The sequence below is a fragment of the Burkholderia sp. KJ006 genome, from assembly GCF_000262695.1.
Lineage (GTDB): Bacteria > Pseudomonadota > Gammaproteobacteria > Burkholderiales > Burkholderiaceae > Burkholderia > Burkholderia vietnamiensis.
On sequence record NC_017921.1, the window covers coordinates 1,878,847 to 1,898,915 of the forward strand.

15 protein-coding genes and 1 tRNA gene are annotated in these 20,069 nt (G+C 64.4%); 6 read left to right on the top strand and 10 right to left on the bottom strand.

The window, feature by feature from the left end:
• Positions 1-277 precede the first annotated feature (277 nt).
• Positions 278-1,222 (bottom strand): 3-hydroxyacyl-CoA dehydrogenase NAD-binding domain-containing protein, encoded by a 945-nt coding sequence (locus MYA_RS22275; RefSeq protein ID WP_011881880.1) that lies wholly within the window; start codon positions 1,220-1,222, stop codon positions 278-280.
• 243 nt (positions 1,223-1,465) lie between these two features.
• Between MYA_RS22275 and MYA_RS22280 the strand changes: the two genes are divergently transcribed.
• The 4 genes from MYA_RS22280 (at position 1,466) to MYA_RS22295 (ending at position 5,616) form a co-directional block, all read left to right on the top strand.
• Positions 1,466-2,350: a LysR substrate-binding domain-containing protein gene (locus MYA_RS22280; protein ID WP_011881879.1), complete on the top strand. Its 885-nt coding sequence runs from the start codon at positions 1,466-1,468 to the stop codon at positions 2,348-2,350.
• A gap of 333 nt (positions 2,351-2,683) precedes the next feature.
• Entirely contained in the window at positions 2,684-3,478 is a 795-nt protein-coding gene (locus MYA_RS22285; protein ID WP_011881878.1) for an acetoacetate decarboxylase, read from the top strand.
• 137 nt (positions 3,479-3,615) lie between these two features.
• Positions 3,616-4,515, top strand: a complete 900-nt coding sequence (locus tag MYA_RS22290; protein ID WP_014725162.1) for a LysR family transcriptional regulator — start codon at positions 3,616-3,618, stop codon at positions 4,513-4,515.
• A gap of 162 nt (positions 4,516-4,677) precedes the next feature.
• Positions 4,678-5,616 (top strand): LysR family transcriptional regulator, encoded by a 939-nt coding sequence (locus MYA_RS22295; RefSeq protein WP_014725163.1) that lies wholly within the window; start codon positions 4,678-4,680, stop codon positions 5,614-5,616.
• 16 nt (positions 5,617-5,632) lie between these two features.
• On the opposite strand, the gene MYA_RS22300 is transcribed toward MYA_RS22295, so the two are convergent.
• The 6 genes from MYA_RS22300 to MYA_RS22325 form a co-directional block, all read right to left on the bottom strand.
• The gene (locus tag MYA_RS22300; protein ID WP_014725164.1) at positions 5,633-6,775 is read right to left on the bottom strand and encodes an AraC family transcriptional regulator; all 1,143 of its coding nucleotides are present in this window, start codon (positions 6,773-6,775) and stop codon (positions 5,633-5,635) included.
• A 59-nt stretch (positions 6,776-6,834) separates the two neighbouring features.
• On the bottom strand, positions 6,835-7,770 hold the full coding sequence (locus tag MYA_RS22305; protein ID WP_014725165.1) for an electron transfer flavoprotein subunit alpha/FixB family protein: 936 nt from the start codon (positions 7,768-7,770) through the stop codon (positions 6,835-6,837).
• Positions 7,771-7,786: 16 nt separating this feature from the next.
• Entirely contained in the window at positions 7,787-8,536 is a 750-nt protein-coding gene (locus MYA_RS22310) for an electron transfer flavoprotein subunit beta/FixA family protein (protein ID WP_041494177.1), read from the bottom strand.
• Positions 8,537-8,725: 189 nt separating this feature from the next.
• Positions 8,726-10,423: an electron transfer flavoprotein-ubiquinone oxidoreductase gene (locus tag MYA_RS22315; RefSeq protein ID WP_014725166.1), complete on the bottom strand. Its 1,698-nt coding sequence runs from the start codon at positions 10,421-10,423 to the stop codon at positions 8,726-8,728.
• Positions 10,424-10,436: 13 nt separating this feature from the next.
• A complete protein-coding gene (locus MYA_RS22320; protein WP_011881871.1) occupies positions 10,437-12,227 on the bottom strand; it encodes an acyl-CoA dehydrogenase in 1,791 nt (596 codons plus the stop codon).
• 124 nt (positions 12,228-12,351) lie between these two features.
• Positions 12,352-13,596 carry a CaiB/BaiF CoA transferase family protein gene (locus MYA_RS22325; RefSeq protein ID WP_011881870.1) on the bottom strand — a complete coding sequence of 415 codons (1,245 nt, stop codon included), beginning with the start codon at positions 13,594-13,596 and terminating at the stop codon, positions 12,352-12,354.
• 354 nt (positions 13,597-13,950) lie between these two features.
• On the opposite strand from MYA_RS22325, the gene MYA_RS22330 reads away from it, so the two are divergent.
• The gene (locus MYA_RS22330; protein ID WP_014725167.1) at positions 13,951-15,207 is read left to right on the top strand and encodes a PucR family transcriptional regulator; all 1,257 of its coding nucleotides are present in this window, start codon (positions 13,951-13,953) and stop codon (positions 15,205-15,207) included.
• 377 nt (positions 15,208-15,584) lie between these two features.
• Positions 15,585-16,370 (top strand): enoyl-CoA hydratase-related protein, encoded by a 786-nt coding sequence (locus MYA_RS22335; protein WP_011881868.1) that lies wholly within the window; start codon positions 15,585-15,587, stop codon positions 16,368-16,370.
• Positions 16,371-16,566: 196 nt separating this feature from the next.
• Here the strand turns inward: MYA_RS22335 and MYA_RS22340 are convergent.
• The 3 genes from MYA_RS22340 to selA form a co-directional block, all read right to left on the bottom strand.
• A tRNA-Sec gene (locus tag MYA_RS22340) sits at positions 16,567-16,662 on the bottom strand.
• Positions 16,663-16,694: 32 nt separating this feature from the next.
• Complete coding sequence (gene selB / locus MYA_RS22345) at positions 16,695-18,623, bottom strand: selenocysteine-specific translation elongation factor (RefSeq protein WP_014725168.1); 1,929 nt, start codon at positions 18,621-18,623, stop codon at positions 16,695-16,697.
• Positions 18,620-20,059: an L-seryl-tRNA(Sec) selenium transferase gene (gene selA / locus MYA_RS22350; RefSeq protein ID WP_014725169.1), complete on the bottom strand. Its 1,440-nt coding sequence runs from the start codon at positions 20,057-20,059 to the stop codon at positions 18,620-18,622. The genes selB and selA overlap by 4 nt, the downstream gene beginning before the upstream one ends.
• Positions 20,060-20,069 lie beyond the last annotated feature (10 nt).

Genomic DNA, 20,069 nt, shown 5'->3' on the forward strand with positions numbered 1-20,069 from the left:
CACCGCTGGACGACGCCGTGGCCGCTTCAACGGCGCAGGCGCTGCTGGCACGCGACGGGACGTCGGGGAGAGATCGCGAAAGGTGGGGAAAGCGTGTGTGGCGAAAGGCAGCGAACCGCAATCATCGGCCGCTGAAATCCAAAACAGCCGCCGAAACGTTCACTGGCTGCCTGAACTGCCAAGATCCCGCCGGGATCGGTACAACGAAACCGCCCGGCGCCTGCCCGACCGGCTCGGTCAGGCAGGTGCCAAATGATGGCGCCGGGCGGTGTACGGCTTACTGCTTCGACTGTCCAGCAAGACGCGCCTTCAGCAGCGTCAACAGCAGCTGATCCCGCTCGGAAGCGAGCGTCTGGAAGTCACGGCCACCCACTTCCTCACGCAAGCCCGCGATCATCTTTTCGCGCACTTCCTGGGTGAATTCGAAGTCGCCGAGCGGCGTCCACCAGGTGACGAGCGGGCCGGCAAACTGATTGTAGAAATGTTCGATTCCGCCTGCGCCGCCGCCGAGATGATTCAGCATCACCGGCCCCATGACACCCCAGCGCAAGCCCGGCCCCCACGAGCAAGCCGCATCCGCATCGGCCACGCTGACCACGCCTTCGCTGACGAGCGACATGATTTCGCGAACCAGCACACCCTGCAGTCGGTTGGCGACGTGGCCCGGCACTTCCTTGTTGAGCCGGATCGTCTTCTTGCCGAGCGCGGTGTAGAACGCGTCCGCGCGATCGATCGCCTCGGCAGCGGTCCGCTTACCCGCGACGAGCTCGACCAGCGGAATCAGATGCGGCGGGTTGAACGGGTGGCCGACGATGCAGCGCTCGGGATGCCGTTCGCAACCCTCCTGGATGTCCGTCATGGTCAAACCCGACGAGCTGGTCGCGATAATGACGTCCGGACGCAGCATCGCATCGAGCTGACGATACAGTTCGTGCTTGAACGGCAGACGCTCCGGACCGTTTTCCTGGACGAAGTCGACATCGGCAAGGTCGTTCATATCGGTCGTAAACGTCAGGCGCGCCTGCGAGCCGCCCGGCACGACGGCGCCCAGCGTTTCCATCGCAGGCCACGCCTTTGCGATGTACTCGCGCAAGGATTTTTCCGCGCCCGGCGCGGGATCGGTCGCCACGACGTCGAACCCCTGAGCCAGAAACAACGCACTCCAGCTGGCTCCGATGACCCCGGTACCGACTACCCCGATCTTCCGAATATTCTTGCTCATATGGCGACTCGCAATGACTGATAGAGAAATTGGCGCGACGCCGCAGACCGCCGGCGTGGTCTCACCTACTCTCGTGGACCGTGGACCGCGCAGCATGCTGCATTCGGGGTGGGTCAGCGAGCCGGACGGCAGCCTGCATCGAAACGAGTCGATTGCGTCGCGCCTCAAAGTCTAGTCGAGCAGAACCGCGACGCTCCAATACTTTGTGGCACCGACCCTATGCCTCGGCGCTATACTTTCGCGATGGAAATCCGACACTTTCGATATTTTCTGGCGATCGCCGAGGCGGGGAGTTTTGCGGAAGGGGCCAAGCGACTGTGCATTGCCCAGCCGTCGCTGACGCGGCAAATTCGGGCGTTGGAGGACCAGCTTGGTTGCCCGTTGTTCGTGCGGTCCTGGCAAGGCGTGCAACTGACGGATAGCGGCGAAATCCTGCTCAGGGAAGCCCGGCTCGCCGTCGCCCAGTTCGACCTGGCGCTCAAGCGCACGCGGGAAGGCAAACAACATCCGCGGAAACTCGCTCTCGGCATGATTCCCGGCACGGAAGACGAACTGATGGGGCGCATCTCGGCCGCCCTCGGTCCCGAGTTGCAGGACATCGCGATCGACGTTCACAGCAAGCTGCATCTCGATCTGATTCGCGCGCTGGAAAACGGCCGCATCGATGCGGCATTCGTTCGCCAGGGCGATATCGGTCCGGAATGGACGAGCCGGACGGTCCAGGCCGAAGACCTGATCGCCATCCTGCCTCGCGGGCACGCGTTGCTGAACAAACGCCGCCTGTCGCCGGCCGATCTGTCCAAAGAACGCATCATCGCGGTGGCCGCGGCCGCCGCGCCCGCGCTACGCGCAACCATCGACGCATTCCTCCATCAGGACGGCACCGCGCCCGCAAAGCCGCCTCTCGAGGCCGACGGAATGTTGAGCATTTTCTCGCTGGTCGCCGCGACCGGACTCTGCAGCCTCGTGCCGAGCCATTTCGCGCGCATGCTGCCCAAGGGGATGGCTACGCGACGCCTGACCGCATTTGATAGCAGCCGGCTCAATCTCGTGCTGGCCTATGCGGGCAATCGCGCCTCGCCGATCGTGTCGCGCCTCGCCGCGCAGATGGGCGCAACGGTCAACTGAATCGAGCCTGTCCCGACCGGACGCAACGTTCCGCATCATGCCGGCGAAAGATCGCGCGGCGCCCCATCCCCGATCACTCGTTGCATCGCACGCAGCCGAAGCGCCATGCGATGACCGAATTTGCATGTCGGGTTGAGCAACGCGGAATTCAATTTCCTCCAGGCATGCAATTCATAAAAAGAATTCAATTTATTTAAGAAAAATCGAAATCTAGACTGTTCACAGCCGGGGTTACCTGATGCCTGTTTCCGGTGCGAGCGACGCGGGCTCAGCGCCCGCAGATCCGGCGCACCACCCTCGCCTCTCGAAAGTTTTGCCGACCAAGGACCCATTGTGAACATCAGCGACGTCAAGCAACGCGCAGTTTCGATTCCCCTCACCAGCCCGACCTATCCGCAAGGCCCGTACAAATTCGTCAATCGCGAATTCCTGATCGTGACGTACCGTACCGATGCGAAGAAACTTCGGGAGCTGGTTCCCGAACCGCTCGAAATCGACATGGACAATCCGCTCGTCAAGTTCGAGTTCATTCGCATGCCGGATTCCAGCGGCGGATTCGGCGACTACACGGAATCGGGGCAGGTCATTCCCGTGACGTACAAGGGCCGCCGCGGCACCTACACGCACGCGATGTTCCTCGACGACCACGCACCGACTGCCGCCGGCCGCGAGCTGTGGGGTTTCCCGAAGAAAATGGCGAAGCCGTCGCTCGAAGTCGACACCGACACGATCGTCGGCGAACTGCGCTACGGCAAGGTGCTGGTGGCGAGCGCGACGATGGGCTACAAATTTCAGGAGCTCGACGCTCAAGCCGCCAAGGCGACCATCGAGGCGCCCGGCTATCTGCTGAAGATCATCCCGCACGTCGACGGTTCGCCGCGCATCCTCGAGCTGGTCGAATACCGCTGCCAGGACGTCACGATCAAGGGCGCCTGGACCGGCCCGGTCGGCCTCGAGCTGTTTTCGCACGCGCTCGCACCGCTGAAAGACCTGCCCGTGCTCGAGATTCTCTCCGGCACGCACATCCTGGCCGACCTTACCCTCGGCCTCGGCCACGTCGTTCACGATTACCTCGCCCATCCGTCCGCGCACCACGCGCACAAGGAGGCCGCCGACGCCCTGGCGTGAATGAGCGAGCGAGGCGCACACTCCCGGGCGTGCGCCTCACTGCCGGCGACATCGTGACCATCGCGCACCGCTGCAATCCGACGCGCATTTGCACTTCGGGCGATAATCCGTCGGTCCAATCATCGCCAAGAAGTGCAATGGACTTGAAGGCATTTCGCTATTTCGACGAGATCGTCAGGCAAGGGAATTTCGGCAAGGCAGCCAAGCGCCTTCCGCTGTCTCAACCGGCACTGAGCAAAGCGATTCGACTGCTGGAAGACGAACTGGGTGTCACGCTGCTCGAGCGCGGCAGACGCGGCGTCGCCGTCAAGCTCACGTCTGCCGGCGAAGTCGTTCTGCAACATGCGAGAGCCATCCTGGCAGAGCGCGAGCGGATGCAATTCGATCTCGACGCGCTGCGCGACCTCGATCGCGGCGAACTCCGTCTGGGACTGCCACCGGTCGGTAGCGCAGAGTTGTTTGCCGCTCCTTTGGCGGAATTCCGCGAGCGATATCCAGGCGTGTCGATTCATCTGCACGAACATGGCAGCGCCGAACTGGAGCAAGCCGTGCGAGACGGCGAACTCGAGCTCGCGGCAACGATGCTGCCGGTGCGAACCGATCTGCAAGCGATGTTCATCCGGCGCGAGCCGATGGTGCTCGCGGTACCTCGCGGCCATGCGCTCGAAACGCACGTCCGTGTCCACCTGCATGAGCTGAATGGCGTGCCGTTCATTGCGCTGAATGAAGGATTCGCATTGACGCGCAGGCTGCGCGAAGCGTGCATTGCCCAAGGTTTCACGATCAACGAAGTCGCGCATAGCGCCCAGCCGAATTTCGCACTTGCGCTCGTCGCGGCGGGTTTGGGCGTGACGTGTCTGCCGCGGCTGGTCGCGCGCCGACATGGCAATGCCGGCGTACGCCTGATCGACCTCGATGCACCCGGACTGGAATGGCGTGTCGCGATCGTATGGCGCAAGGGCACGACGCTATCCTGGGCCGCACGTGCGTGGCTCGACCTCATCAAGCCGGACGATGCCGGAGTTCCCCTCGACTAGCGACGCAAGCCGACAATCGCGGCGCGCCACGTCGGCCGACGACCCACCTGCCGGGCCACGCCCTCGCCCGCATCCGGCATTGCGGCCCGCTGCGTCAGCGTCCACGAATCGCTGCGCCGATCATGGTCACCGATATCTCGCGCGCTTTCCTTCCAGAGTCACATGAAGATGGATTTTTTCGCTGCAATTGGCATATTCGTACGCGTCGTGGAGTCGGGCAGCTTTACCGCCGCCGCCCGGCAAGTGAATGGCTCGACCGCCCAGATATCGCGCGCCGTCGCATTTCTTGAAAGACAGCTCGGGGTCCGCTTGCTCAACCGCACGACGCGTCACATCGGCATGACGGAAAGCGGCGAACGCTACTTCAAGCGCGCGAAATCGATTCTTGCGGACATCGAGCATGCGTCGGCCGAAGCGCGGAACCGGCTCGCAAAGCCGTACGGAAAGCTGCGGGTACACGCGATGCCGAGTCTCGGGTTACGTTACCTGACGTCCGCGATGGTTCAGTACCAGGTGTCGAATCCCGACGTCAAAATCGAACTGACGCTGTCGGAACGATTCCCGAACCTGATCGAGGACGGCATCGACGTCTCGCTGATGGCAACGGCCGACTTGCCGACTTCGAGCTATGTCTCGAAGGCGCTCGGCGGCAACTACAGCGTACTTGTCGCGTCGCCGGACTACGTGCAGAGAAGCGGCATGCCGTCGACGGTCACGGACCTCGCGGCACATAGCTGCCTCACCTTGAACGCGCCGAACTCGGCTCCCGAAAAATGGCGTCTGCACGGCCCGGACGGCGAGCATGCCCATCTGGTTCAGGCCTCGCCGTTTCAGGTCAACATGCCGGATGCCATGCGCTTCGCGCTGCTCGCGGGCGCCGGCATCGGCCCGCTGACGCTGCATTCGGCGATCGACGATCTTCGCCGCGGCACGCTGGTTCGGGTCCTGCCGGAATATCGCGTCAATGCGCTGACGGTGTATGCGCTCTATACGTCGAAGCGCTATCTGGATGCGAAGGTCAGCACCTTCGTTCAGCATCTGCACGGCATCGCCTTGCCCGCGTTCGAACCCCTCGACACGCTCGTCGCGGCGAATCGCTAACGAGAGGCGCCGGCAATCAGCCGGCCTGCCGACGGGCCTTCCACGGCTGCTGGCGGTATGTCGCCGGCGTGCTGCCCGTCCAGTGCCGGAAGGCGCGATAGAACGCCGTCGGATCGTCGAAGCCGACACTATTGGAGACGGCCTCGATCGAATCGTCCGAGCGCGTCAGCCGATAGATCGCAACGTCCCGCCGCACGTCGTCCTTGATCGCTTGAAAACTCGTGCCGTCGTCCGCCAGGCGTCGTGCCAGCGTACGCACCGACACGTGCAATTCCCGCGCGACCGTCTCGATCGTCGGCATGCTCGGCAACGCATTCTCGATCAACCGGCGAACGCGATGACAAGCCATCTGCTCGGCAAATGAAGTGAAGATCCAGTCTTCCGGCGCGCGGCGCAGGAACTCCTCCAGATCCGGCTTTCGTCGGGAAATCGGACGATCGAGGTAACCGGCATCGAAGAAGAGGCAGGTCTTGTCCCTGCCGAACCGCACCGGTCCGGGAAACAGGTACAGCAAGTCCCCCGACTGCGTCGGCCGAAGGAATCTGAATGAAACTTCGCGCAGCGCGATCTTCTGCCCGATCAGCCATGACGCGACGCCATGGACGAGCTTCAGCATCAGCTCGCTGCCCAGCGCGCTGACCGGCCGACCATCCGGATCAGGAATGAATTCGACGCAGGCGAGCGCGCCCTCTCGCCACGACGCGAGGCGAAAATCGTCGAGTATCAGGCGAAAGAACTGACCGATACGGTTCAACGCGACATCGAGCCGGGGTGCATCGATCAGACTGAGGCAAAGATATTTCAACAGCCCGCTTCTTAAGGGACGACTGAAAATGCCCGGCATTTCATCGTCCAGCTCCGTCGCCAGCAGGCGATACAGCGTCGCGAACTGCTGCTGCGTCACGCGCGCGGCCGGCTTCTCCAGCAGGTGGGCCGGGATGCCGGAGCGTTCGGCAAGGCGCACGACGACTTCACGTTCGGCCCCGGCCAGAAAGCCGTTGACGACCGAGATCGGGACTGTGGCCAGCGGATAGGTCGAAAAGCTGTCTAGCACGGTATCGAATGTTTTCTTGCCACTACGTTCGAAGGCGATGGCGTGCAAGGTGCTGCGGCATGGTCGACAGCCGACGGATGGCGTGTCGACGGCCGGCTCCTCCATCGCGCTACCGCGACAGAGGAGCCGGGGAGCTTGCGCTCACTGGCTACGCAATGCCGTCGTCAGCCCAGCGCGCTTACGAGCTCCGGCACGAGCGTGAACAGATCGCCGACGAGACCGTAGTCGGCCACGCTGAAGATCGGCGCTTCCGGATCCTTGTTGATCGCGACGATCACCTTCGAATCCTTCATGCCGGCCAAGTGCTGGATCGCACCCGAGATACCGATCGCGATGTACAGCTGCGGCGCGACGATCTTGCCGGTCTGGCCGACCTGATAGTCGTTCGGCACGTAGCCGGCGTCGACCGCCGCGCGCGAGGCGCCGAGCGCTGCCGACAGCTTGTCCGCCAGCGGCTCCAGCACCTTCGTGTAGTTCTCGCCGCTGCCCAGACCGCGGCCGCCCGATACGATGATCTTCGCGCTGGTGAGCTCCGGACGGTCCAGCTTCGTCACTTCACGGCTCACGAACTGTGACTTGCCGGCGTCCGCCGCCGCGTCGATCTTCTCGACCGCTGCGCTGCCGCCAACGGCCGCCACCGGATCGAAACCCGTCGCACGCACCGTGATGACCTTGATCGGATCGCTCGACTGCACCGTCGCGATCGCATTGCCCGCGTAGATCGGACGCTCGAACGTGTCGGCCGAAGCGACGGCCGTGATGTCCGAGATCTGCGCGACGTCCAGCTTCGCGGCGATACGCGGCGCGACGTTCTTGCCGTACGCGGTCGCCGGCGCCAGGATGTGCGAGTAATCCTTCGCGATGTTCAGCGCGGTGGCTTCGACGTTTTCCGCCAAACCGGCTTCGAGCTGCGGCGCGTCGGCCAGCAGCACCTTCGACACGCCCGCGATCTTCGCTGCTGCGTCCGCCGCGCCCTGCGCGTTGTGGCCCGCGACCAGCACGTGGATGTCACCGCCGATCTTCGCTGCCGCTGCGACCGTGTTCAGCGTCGCGGCCTTGATCGACGCGTTGTCGTGTTCTGCAATCACCAGAATCGTCATTTCTTTCCGCTCCCTCTTACAGCACCTTGGCTTCGGTCTTCAGCTTCTCGACCAGCGTCTTCACGTCCGGCACCTTCACGCCGGCCGCGCGCTTCGGCGGCTCGGCCACCTTCAGCGTCTTCAGACGCGGCGTCACGTCCACGCCGAGGTCTTCCGGCTTGACCGTTTCCAGCGGCTTCTTCTTCGCCTTCATGATGTTCGGCAGCGTCACGTAGCGCGGCTCGTTCAGACGCAGGTCGGTCGTGACGACCGCCGGCAGCGTCAGCGACAGCGTTTCCGCACCGCCGTCGACTTCACGTGCGACCGTGGCCTTGCCATCGGCGACCGTGACCTTCGAAGCGAACGTCGCCTGCGGCAGACCTGCCAGCGCGGCCAGCATCTGGCCCGTCTGGTTCGAATCGTCGTCGATCGCCTGCTTGCCGAGGATCACCAGTTGCGGCTGCTCCTTGTCGACCAGCGCCTTCAGGATCTTCGCGACGGCCAGCGGCTCGACGCCGTCGGTCGACTCGACCAGGATCGCGCGGTCCGCGCCGATCGCCAGCGCCGTGCGCAGCGTTTCCTGCGCCTGCGTCACGCCCACCGACACGGCGACCACTTCGGTCGCCACGCCAGCTTCCTTCAGGCGCACCGCCTCTTCAACGGCGATTTCGTCGAACGGGTTCATCGACATCTTCACGTTCGCGATGTCGACGCCCGTGTTGTCCGACTTCACGCCGACCTTCACGTTTGCATCGACGACTCTCTTTACTGCTACAAGGATCTTCAAGCCATTCTCCTGAATTTCAACATTGCCGCATGCCATCCAGCGGCAACTCGTGCCGTCCGGCGCACCGATGCGCCGCCGGCTGTCGCGGATCCGCGCCGATACCGCTCATGACGACCGGATATCGACGCAGGCTATCCGCCTAAAAATGGACGTCGCTCGACCCGCAGCGCACTGCCCGCCACGCATCCGTCACATGTTCGGATAGTTCGGCCCGCCACCGCCTTCCGGCGTGACCCACACGATGTTCTGCGTCGGGTCCTTGATGTCGCAGGTCTTGCAGTGCACGCAGTTCTGCGCGTTGATCACGAGGCGGTCGCTGCCGTCGTCGTTCTTCACGAACTCGTATACCGCCGCCGGGCAGAACCGTCCCTCCGGCCCCGCGTAGGTGCGCAGGTTCACGTTCACCGGCACGCTCGCATCCTTCAGCGTCAGATGCGCCGGCTGGTTCTCCTCGTGGTTCGTGTTCGAGATGAACACCGACGACAACCTGTCGAACGTCAGCTTGCCGTCCGGCTTCGGATATTCGATCGGCGTGCATTGCGACGCGGGCTTCAGCATCTCGTGGTCCGCATGCTTGTGGTGCAGCGTCCACGGCACGTTGCCGCCCAACAGCTTTTGCTCGATGCCGACCATCAGCGTGCCCAGGTACAGCCCCTTCGCCATCCACTGCTTGAAGTTGCGCGCGCGGTGCAGCTCCGCATGCAGCCAGGATCGCTTGAATGCGTTCGGATACGCGCTGAGCTCGTCGCCGCGGCGGCCCGTCTGCACTGCATGGAACGCGGCTTCCGCCGCCAGCATGCCGGTCTTGATCGCCGCGTGGCTGCCTTTGATACGCGACGCGTTCAGGAAGCCTGCGTCGTCGCCGATCAGCGCACCGCCGGGGAACACCGTCTTCGGCAACGACAGCAGCCCGCCCGCGGTGATCGCACGCGCGCCGTACGACACGCGCTTGCCGCCTTCGAGGAACGTACGGATCGACGGGTGCGTCTTGTAGCGCTGGAACTCCTCGAACGGCGACAGGTACGGGTTCGTGTAGCCGAGGCCGACCACGAAACCGACCATGACCTGGTTCTTGTCCATGTGATACAGGAACGAACCGCCGTAGGTATCCGACTTCAGCGGCCAGCCGGCCGTGTGGATCACGAGGCCCGGCTTGTGCTTGGCCGGATCGATCTCCCACAGCTCCTTGATGCCGATCCCGTACGCCTGCGGATCCGCGTTCGCGTCGAGCTTGAACTTCGAGATCAGCTGGCGGCCGAGATGGCCGCGACAACCCTCGGCGAACAGCGTGTACTTCGCGTGCAGTTCCATGCCGAGCTGGAAGTTCTCGGTCGGCTCGCCGTCCTTGCCCACGCCCATGTTGCCGGTGGCGACGCCCTTCACCGAGCCGTCGTCGTTGTAGAGGATCTCCGCGGCCGGAAAGCCGGGGAAGATCTCGACGCCGAGCCCTTCGGCCTGCGTGCCGAGCCAGCGCGTGACGTTGCCCAGCGAAATCACGTAGTTGCCGTGATTCCTGAAGTTGCTCGGCAGTGCCCAGCTCGGCACGGCCTTGGCGTCCGTCTCGCTCAGGAACAGGAAGCGATCTTCCGTGACCTCGACGTCGAGCGGCGCACCCAGCGCCGCCCAGTCGGGGATCAACTCGCTGATCGCGCCCGGGTCCATCACGGCGCCCGACAGAATGTGCGCGCCGATCTCGGAACCCTTCTCGAGCACGCACACACCGATCTCGGCGCCCTTCTCCTTGGCCAGCTGCTTGAGCCGGATCGCCGCCGACAGCCCTGCCGGGCCGCCGCCGACGATCACGACGTCGTACTCCATCGATTCGCGCGGACCATACTGTTCGACGAGAGCGGCCTGGCGCGCCGAGCGGCAATCTATTTCGTTCATATGCGGGACCCAGTCAGAACTGGTCCTCCGTCAGGGCGAGCACGCCCTCCCCGCCCTTGGCGCCGACGATCGACGCCTCATACGACAACGCACGCGGCAGAATGAACTCTGCATAGAACTGCCCGATGGCGATCTTCGCGCCGTAGAACGCCTGATCCTCCTGCAGCTTCTTCGCCGCGATCAGCATCGCTCGCGCCATTTGCCATCCGCCGAGAACCACGCCCGCCAGCTGCAGATACAACACGCTGCCGATGAAGACCGCATTGGGATCGCGTTTCATGTTCGCGATGACGAATTCCATCGCATGCTCGAACGAGCGTGCGCCTTGCTCGAGATGCTTGCGCATCGACGCGAACGCCGCACCGTCGTGTGCCGACAGTTCCTCGACCGTCTTCGCGATTTCACCCAGCAGGAACTTCGCCACGACACCGCCGTCGCGGAACGTCTTGCGGCCGACGAAATCGTTCGCCTGGATCGCCGTCGTGCCTTCGTAAATGGTCAGAATGCGCGAGTCGCGGTAGAACTGTGCCGCGCCCGTCTCCTCGATGAAACCCATCCCGCCGTGAACCTGCACGCCGAGGCTCGTCACTTCGAGCGACAGTTCGGTGCTCCAGCCCTTGACGATCGGAACCAGGAACTCGTAAATCGCCTGATGATGCGCACGGGTGGCAGCATCCTCGTGCTGATGCGCGATGTCGTTGTGAGCGGCCGCCACGTATGCGATGGCACGCGACGCGTCGGTCAACGCGCGCATCGTCCCGAGCATGCGGCGCACGTCGGGGTGATGGATGATCGTCACCGCCTCCTTCGCCGAGCCATCGACCGGCCGGCTCTGGACACGCTCCTTCGCATATTCGACGGCCTTCTGGTACGCGGCCTCGGAAATGCCCACGCCTTGCAGGCCGACGGCGAAACGCGCGGCGTTCATCATGATGAACATGTATTCGAGGCCGCGGTTCTCCTCGCCGACGAGATAGCCGGTCGCGCCGCCATGATCGCCGAACTGAAGCACGGCGGTCGGGCTGCCCTTGATGCCGAGCTTGTGTTCGATCGACACGCACTGGACGTCGTTGCGCGCGCCGAGCGAGCCGTCTTCGTTGACGAGGAACTTCGGCACGACGAACAGCGAAATGCCCTTCACCCCTTCCGGTGCGCCGGGCGTACGGGCCAACACCAAATGAATGATGTTCTCCGTCATGTCGTGCTCGCCCCAGGTGATGAAGATCTTGGTGCCGAACACCTTGTACGACCCGTCCTGCTGCGGCTCGGCGCGCGAACGCACCATCGACAGATCCGAGCCGGCCTGCGGCTCGGTCAGGTTCATCGTGCCGGTCCATTCGCCGGAGATCATCTTCGGCACGTAACGCGCCTTCTGTTCGTCGCTGCCCGCCGTGAGCAGCGCTTCGATCGCACCGTCGGTGAGCATCGGGCACAACGCGAACGCTACGCTCGCCGCGTTCAGCATTTCGGCGCAGGGCGTCGCGATCAGTTTGGGCAGCCCCTGTCCTTCGTAATCGACCGGATGCTTGACGCCCTGCCAGCCGCCGGCGGCGAACAACTTGAAGGCGTCCGAGAAACCGGGACACGCGTTCACCACACCGTCCTTCCACGTATTGCCATGCTTGTCGCCGAGCACGTTCAGCGGCGCGACGACCTCGTTGCTGAACTTCGCTGCCTCTTCGATAACCGCCTGTGCAGTCTCGGCCGTGGCGTCCTCACACCCCGGGAGTGCGCTGATTCGATCGAGTTGGGCGAGTTCGTTGACCACGAACAGAATATCTTTTACCGGTGCGACAAAACTCATCGTACTTCTCCATTCAGTTAGATCTACATCTTGCCGAGCCATCGATTGGCCCGACTTGAAGCGACCACGACAGTGACGCCGGACGCCTGTGCGTCGAGCGTCTACCGCCGTGCCGCATGCGGCATCACTTCGATTGCGCGGCCTGATCCAGTTGCGCGACGACCTTGTCGTTGATCAGCCGCTCGATCTCGTTCGCGTCGTAGCCCAGCGTTGCGAGCACGTCCCGGCTGTGCTCGCCGAGATCCGGCGCGCGGCGCGGCTTCACCTTGTCGACACCAGAGATCTGCATCGGGCTATTGACCGTATAGGTCGTCTTCTCGCCGGCTTCGCCCAGCGGGACGAACACCTCGTTCGCGTACATCTGCTCGTCCTTGACGACTTCGTCGGCGACTTGCACGACACCGTAAATGACCCGCGCCTCGTCAAAGGTCTTTTTCCAGTATTCGAGCGAATGGCCGGCGAATGCCTTGTCGAGAATGCCGACGAGTTCGGTGGCGTGCTTGGTGCGGCCCTCGGAGTCCGCGAAGCGCGGGTCTTCGAGCAGCGACGGCAGATCCATTGCCTTGCACAGGCCGGGGAATTCCTTGTTCGCCTGGAGCAACATCAGCAGCAGCCAGCGGTTGTCCGCGGTGCGGTACGGATTGAACAGCGCGTTGAGCGGCGCATTGCGCGTATGCGCGCCGTAGAACTTCGCGCCGTTGAGCGCGCCCTCGGTCCAGAGCGCCGAGGCCCATGCGCCTTCGGCAATGAGCGAGGTGGAGACGCGCGAGCCTTTGCCCGTCTTCTCGCGATGATAAAGGCCCGTCACGATCGCCGAGAACAGCGTGCTGGCCGTCGCGTGATCGCCAATCCCGGGGATGGGAACGGCGGGCGGGCTATCGCCGTCGCGCGTCACTTCCATCAGCCCGGAGCGCGCCCAATAGGTCGTCACGTCGAAGCCGGGACGGTTGGCCTCGGGGCCTTTCAAGCCATAACCGGTGATGTCCGCGTAGATGAGACGGTCGTTCAGCGGCGCGAGCGCTTCGTAGGAGATGCCGAGTTTGTCGCGGACGCTGAGCGGGAAATTGACCACGACGACATCGGCCCATTTGACCAGTTTTTCGACAATGTCTTTTGCTGCGGGAGACTTGAGATCGAGTGCAAGACTCTGCTTGTTGCGGTTGGTGAGCTGCCAGGGATAGTTGGTGTCGCAGACGGGGTTCGGCGCCAGCTTGTAGAGGTTTCGATAGGGGTCGCCGGTGCCGGGCGGCTCTACCTTGATAACCGTCGCACCGAAATCGGACAGTATCGTGGTTGCCGCGGGACCGGCGATATAGCTTGCGAAATCAACGACTTTGACTTCAGAAAAAATGCTGTCGGGGTTCTGCATGATGTCTGTAGCAGGTACTCTGCGTGTTGTATGGGTGACTCGGACTTTTGGTGCTCGCCAACTGCCGATACCTTATCCCGGTGCGCAGACGACCGACATGGGAGATGTCTCCGACCCGCATGTGGTTTGTCACAATCCGCCAACTCGAACGCCGACTTTCGCCGCACGATGCCCTGCGCTTCAGAGAGCAATTTTTCGATCGGTGATAGTCTTCGGCCCGTGAACGCAAAGCTCAGCGCAAACGACACATGCAATGGAATTTGCACGTGGCGTCGCGCAATGCGTATGTGCCATCGAGACCGAGGCACCCGAGAATTTCTGGTCCGGCACCACCCTAGAGAACGATTGGCCACAATGAGAGTGATACATGTTCCGTCGCCGTCTGCGTTATTGCGGCAACAGATCAAGACAATCTCCGACGATCTGTCGACGGTGATCGAGCGCACTTATGCAGCATTAGGCGATATCGACGGCTACGAGGATCTCCCCATCTCTGTGAAGAAAGACATCGTCGACTCCATATCGATTTCGGAGCGCCTGTGGTTCCAATCGATCGTCGATGGCGAGTTTCCCGACAATGAAAGTCTGAAGACGTTTCAGGACTTCGGACGACGAAGAGTTCATCAGGGCATTTCTCTGCAGTCGCTGCTGCGAGCCTTCCGGATGGCGCTTAGAGAGGTTTGGCGCGCATGCGCCGATCTGGGCAGCAAGCACGACATCTTGCGCGACGAACTGCTGTTCGAGATTTCGCCGTACCTGATGGACTACTTCGACCACATGTCGCAACTGATCTCCTCCGCCTATCTGGATGAGCAGTACCGGCAGGCGCGCTGGCAGGAATCGTTGCGATACCAGTTGCACGACGTGGTGTTCAGCAGATCGCGCGACGACGATGCGTTTCGCAAGATCACCAAGGCGCTGGGCCTCGATCATGCCGTGCCGAGAATCGCGGTTGCGTTGGCGTCGTCGGCGCTCGACGGCGAGCCGATTCAGGCCGATCGCGCACTGGATCAGATCGTGCAAGTGACGGCGGGCATCCTCAAGACCTCGCGAGATACGCTGGTCGACGCCCGCCATCACGATCGCCTCGTCATCTGGGTTCCGTCGATACAGCAGGAATCCGCGAGCGCGAGCGACAGACGTGTCGCGGAATACATGGCGACACTGCAGGAACGATTGCCGTCCGTCACGTCGATCGGGATCGGCCTCGCCGGCGTCGGCGCACAAGGCTGGGCCGCATCGGCCGACGAGGCGATACGCGCGCTGGATTTCGGCAATCGCTTCGCGCCGGATCAGAAGGTGCATCGCTACTCGGACATCGTCATCGAGGAATGCATCCGAGGGAACGACAGCGCGCTGAATTACTTTCTTTCGCTGCTGAACGAACTGTCGGTCGAGTCGGGCGCGACCCGCACGATCGAGGCGTTCTTCACCAACAGACGGCGTCGGAAAGTGACGGCGGCCGCGCTCGACATCCATCCGAATACGCTCGACCATCGGCTCGAACGGGTGGAGAGCATTCTCGGCGCGAAGCTGGACGACGCGCGATGGATCGCCAAGCTCGAAATCGCACTGAAGTTGCGCGACGGGGCTTGCGCGTTGCCTGCGTGAGTGCGTCCATGACGCGTTGTCGTTCGCCGCAGTGACGGCCATCGTCCGAGCCGGCGACGACTCCTATCACTCGGAGCAGCCGTGCGATCGTCGCTGCCGGATGTCTGGCTGGGTTACGGCCTGCCGTTTGACCGGTTTTGCCATAGAAACGGCAGGCTTGGACATGAACATATCGACTCCACCGAGTTAGGATGTCTCGACACCTGAATCCGATGGCCGCCCGCTTACGTTCATGAACGCGTCAGGCGCACGTGTCGCACCGACGAGATGGCGGCCGTCACATTCATGCGTTCGCGACGTCTGCATCGCGGACCGCAACGGCCGCATTGCATTGCACGCACACGCATCCTCATACACTCAAGTCGAGCTCTTCGAACATGTCGAATTTCCAGAACATCCAATACGAAAAGAAGTCGGGTATTGCGTACGTCACCGTCGATCGCCCCAAATCGTTGAACGCACTGAATTTCCAGACGCTCACTGAAATCACCGCGGCCTTCGAGGACGCACGCGACGACGATGCCGTTCATGGCGTGATCGTAACGGGCTCGGGAAACAAGGCGTTCGTCGCAGGCGCTGACATCTCCGAGATCGCCGCACTGTCGGCCGTCGCCGCGGAGAAATTTGCAGGGCTCGGGCATTCGACCATGAATCTGATCGAGACGCTCGGCAAGCCGGTCATCGCCGCTGTGAACGGATTCGCGCTGGGCGGCGGCTGCGAGCTGGCCATGGCCTGCACCATGCGCATCGCATCCGAACATGCCAAGTTCGGACAGCCGGAGGTCAAGCTCGGCATCATTCCGGGCTTCGGCGGTACCCAGCGGCTTCCGCGGCTCGTCGGAAAGGGAATCGCGATGCAGCTGATCCTGACCGCGGCGCTCATCGACGCCAACGAAGCGCATCGCATCGGCCTCGTCAACGAGGTGGTGGAAGCGGACAAGTTGATCGCGCGCGCGGAGCAGATTCTGAATCAGATCGCCGCGAATGCTCCCATCGCAACGCGGCTCGCCATCACGGCCGTCAACCAGGGGGTCGAGGCGAGCCTCGAGCAGGCCTTGAGCCTCGAGCGTGCGCTGTTCGCGGTGTGCGCGGCGACGGAGGACAAGGCCGAAGGTACGGCGGCTTTTCTCGACAAGCGCGCACCGACGTTCCAGTCGAAATGACGCTCTGATGATGTCGCCGGCGCGGTGATGGCATATTCGCAAGCTCAGCATCGTGCCGAAAAGTCGACCTCTCAGGGCAGCCTCTACTACCGCGCTCTTCGTAAAACGAAAATGCCGTTCAGTTGCTCAACTGAGCGGCATTAGCGGCCTGAGGCGCATTTACGGAAGTCGCGCGGAATGCGCGACAAGCGTTGACTGGCGGAAGGCAGCCAGAGTCGAACTGACCCGGGAGCGTCTGACACCCCCAACCGGATTTGAAGTCCGGCCGTACCACCGGATACGAATGCCTTCCGTGCGGGAAAAATCAGGAAAACCGACGAGCGCCTACGCCTGAATACCGGCCCAACCGCTATCGGGCCGCAGGAAGTGCAGATCGCGGTGAAAGCGAGTATACCCAACCCGGTCGAAGAACTCGAGAATCTGGATCGCACGCTTGCGGCCAAGCCCGGTCGCATCGCGAAACGTCGCCGCATCGAGGCCGCCGCCGTGCATCGGCGCGAGTTCCGCAACGAGCGCGGCCAGCTCGCGCACGACCTCCGCGTGATAGAACAGATCGCGCACGACCTGATGCACGTCGCCGCGCCGCGCGAGCTTGCGCAACAGCGCGCGCACGGCGTCCTCGGCCGTGCCCGTCTCGCGCGCGAGATCGCGCACCCATGGCGGATCGAAACGCCCCGCATGAATCGGCGGCAACAGTTGTTGCGCCAGCGCGTCCTCGCGGGCATCGAAGCTCACCGCATGCGTCGGCAAATGCAGCCACGGCCCGCTGCGCGTCACGTCGCCGCCGTCCACCAGCGCATCGACCAGCGCACGCCACAGCGCATCGCCGACCAGCGGCGCAGCCATGCGCCGCAGCCGCGCCGCATCGAGCCCCTGCTCGTCCGGCACGCGCTCGTGATACGCGCGCAGCGTGTCGATCGCGCGCGCCTGCAACGCCTGCCAGTGCGCACGCGCGATCACGTTGCCGTCGTTCGACGCACCGCGCTCGCGCTGACCGATCGAAAGCGCGTCCGTCGGCAACGCCAATGCGTCAGGCGCGAAGCCCGTCAGGTGCGTGAGCGTCGCGCGCGCGATCCCGAGCGGCGCCTGTGCGAGCAATGCATCGAGCCGCCCTTCGTCGAGCCACGTCGCGAGCGCATCGAGCCACGCGCGGCGCGCCAGCGTGCGCCGCTTGCGCGCCGGGCCGAACGGGTCGAGCACGCGGCCGCCGCCGACCGTGCGCGTCGCCTGCGGGTTGCGAACGATGAAGCGATCGCCCGGCAGCGCGAACACCGGCTCGTCGAACACCAGTTGCACGCGCATCCGCTGCCCGGCCGCGAGCATGTCGCCGTCGAGCAGCGCGACGTGCGCGACGCGATGCAGCGTGCCGAGATGCACGTGCAGCGGCGCCCAGTGCGTCAGCGTCAATCCCGCATCGGCGAGCAGCGTCAATTCGACGTCGAGCCGCGGCGACGTTGCGACCAGCCGCGCATCGGCGACGGTATCGCCGCGCTCGACGTCCGCCTTCTCGACGCCGGCCAGGTTCAGCGCGCAGCGCTCGCCCGCATGGCCGGTGTCCACCGGCCGATTCTGCGCATGGATGCTGCGCACGCGTGCCGCGCGGCCGGTGCGCACGATCGCAAGCGTGTCGCCGGTCGTCACGCGGCCCGCGAACGCGGTGCCCGTCACGACGGTGCCCTGCCCGGCGAGCGTGAACACGCGATCGACGGCGAGCCGGAACAGCCCGTCGTCGCGGCGCGCGCGCCACGCGAACGCCGCGTCGGCGAGGTGACGTTTCAATGCGGCGACGCCGGCGTCGTCCGCGCGCGTCGCGCACGTGTCGAACACCGGCGCGCCGTCGAGCGTCGACCCATGCAGCCATGCGGCGATCTCGTCGCGCACGGCGCCCACGCGCGCGGCGTCGACACGATCGCACTTCGTCAGCGCGACCGCGCCATGCGTGACGCCGAGCAATTGCAGGATCGCGAGATGCTCGCGGGTCTGCGGCATCACGCCGTCGTCGGCGGCGATCACGACGAGCGCGAAATCGATCCCGCACGCGCCGGCCGCCATCGTGTGGATCAGCTTCTCGTGGCCGGGCACGTCGATCAGGCCGAGCACGTCGCCGTTCTCGAGCGGCGTGTACGCATAGCCGAGCTCGATCGAGATGCCGCGCGCCTTCTCCTCCTTCAGCCGGTCGGTGTCGACGCCCGTGAGCGCGCGCACGAGCGTTGTCTTGCCGTGGTCGATATGTCCCGCAGTGCCGACGATCATGCAGCCGGCCCCGCGATCTGCACGCATTGCGCGACGAGGACCGCTTCGTCGGCGGCTTCGACGCAGCGCAGGTCGAGCCGCAGCGCGTTGTCGGCGATCCGGCCGATCACCGGTCGCGGCCATTCGCGCAGCCGCTTCTCCAGCTGCGCGAGCGCCCGGCCGCCGCGCTTGCCGTCCGGCGTGCGCACGACGAGCCCGGCGCTCGGCAACTGGTCGACCGGCAGCGCACCGCTGCCGATCTGGCTGAACATCGGCTCGACCTGCACGTCGTAGCCGCTGCCGAGCGCCGCCTGCAACGGCGCGCGCAAGCGCTCGGCCGCGGCGGCGATGTCGCGCTGCGGCCGCGTCAGCAGGCGCAGCGTCGTGAGCCGCTCGCGCAGAAATTCGGGCGCCTGGTAGAGCCGCAGCACCGGTTCGAGCGCGGCGAGCGTCAGCTTGCCGACGCGCAGTGCACGCTTGAGCGGATGCTTCTTGATCTTCGCGATCAGCGCGCGGTCGCCGGCTATCAGGCCGGCCTGCGGACCGCCGAGCAGCTTGTCGCCGCTGAACGTGACGAGGTTCGCGCCGGCCGCGATCGTCTCCTGCACGGTCGTCTCGTGCGGCAAGCCCCATTGCGTCAGATCGGCCAGCGTACCGCTGCCGAGATCGACCGCGACCGGCAGCCCGTGCTCGCGCGCGAGCGGCGCGAGCTCGGCGAGCGCCACTTCGCGCGTGAAGCCGCTGATCGCGTAGTTGCTGCAATGCACCTTCATCAGCAGAGCAGTGCGCGGGCCGATCGCGTCCGCGTAATCGCGCAGATGCGTGCGGTTGGTCGTGCCGACTTCGCGCAGCTTCGCGCCCGCGCGGCTCATGATGTCGGGAATCCGGAACGCGCCGCCGATCTCGACCAGCTCGCCGCGCGACACGATCACTTCGCGCTTCGGGGCCAGCGCCGACAGCGCGAGCAGCACCGCTGCGGCATTGTTGTTGACGACGGTCGCGGCTTCCGCGCCGGTCAGCTCGCACAGCAGCGCGTCGATCAGGTCGTCGCGGTCGCCGCGACGGCCGGTCGCGAGATCGAATTCGAGGTTGACGGGCTGCGTGAGCGCGTCGACCACCGCGCGCACCGCGTCGTCCGGCAACAGCGCGCGCCCGAGGTTCGTGTGCAGCACGGTGCCGGTCAGATTGAATACCGGCCGCACCGCGCTCGCGCTCTGCGCGGCGAGCGTGCGCGCGACGGCGGCAGCGATGCGCGCCTCGTCGAGCGGCTCGGCCGCGGCAGGATCGGTGCGAGCGTCGCTGCGCCAGCGTTCGAGCTCGGCGCGCACCGCGTTCAGCACGCGCGTGCGGCCGTAGTCGGCGAGCAGCGGCTGCAGCGGCGCCGACGACAACACGCGCTCCACCGACGGCACGCGCGCGAGGACGGCATTCAGTTCATTCAAACCGGGTTCGGTCACGTCGAAGTGG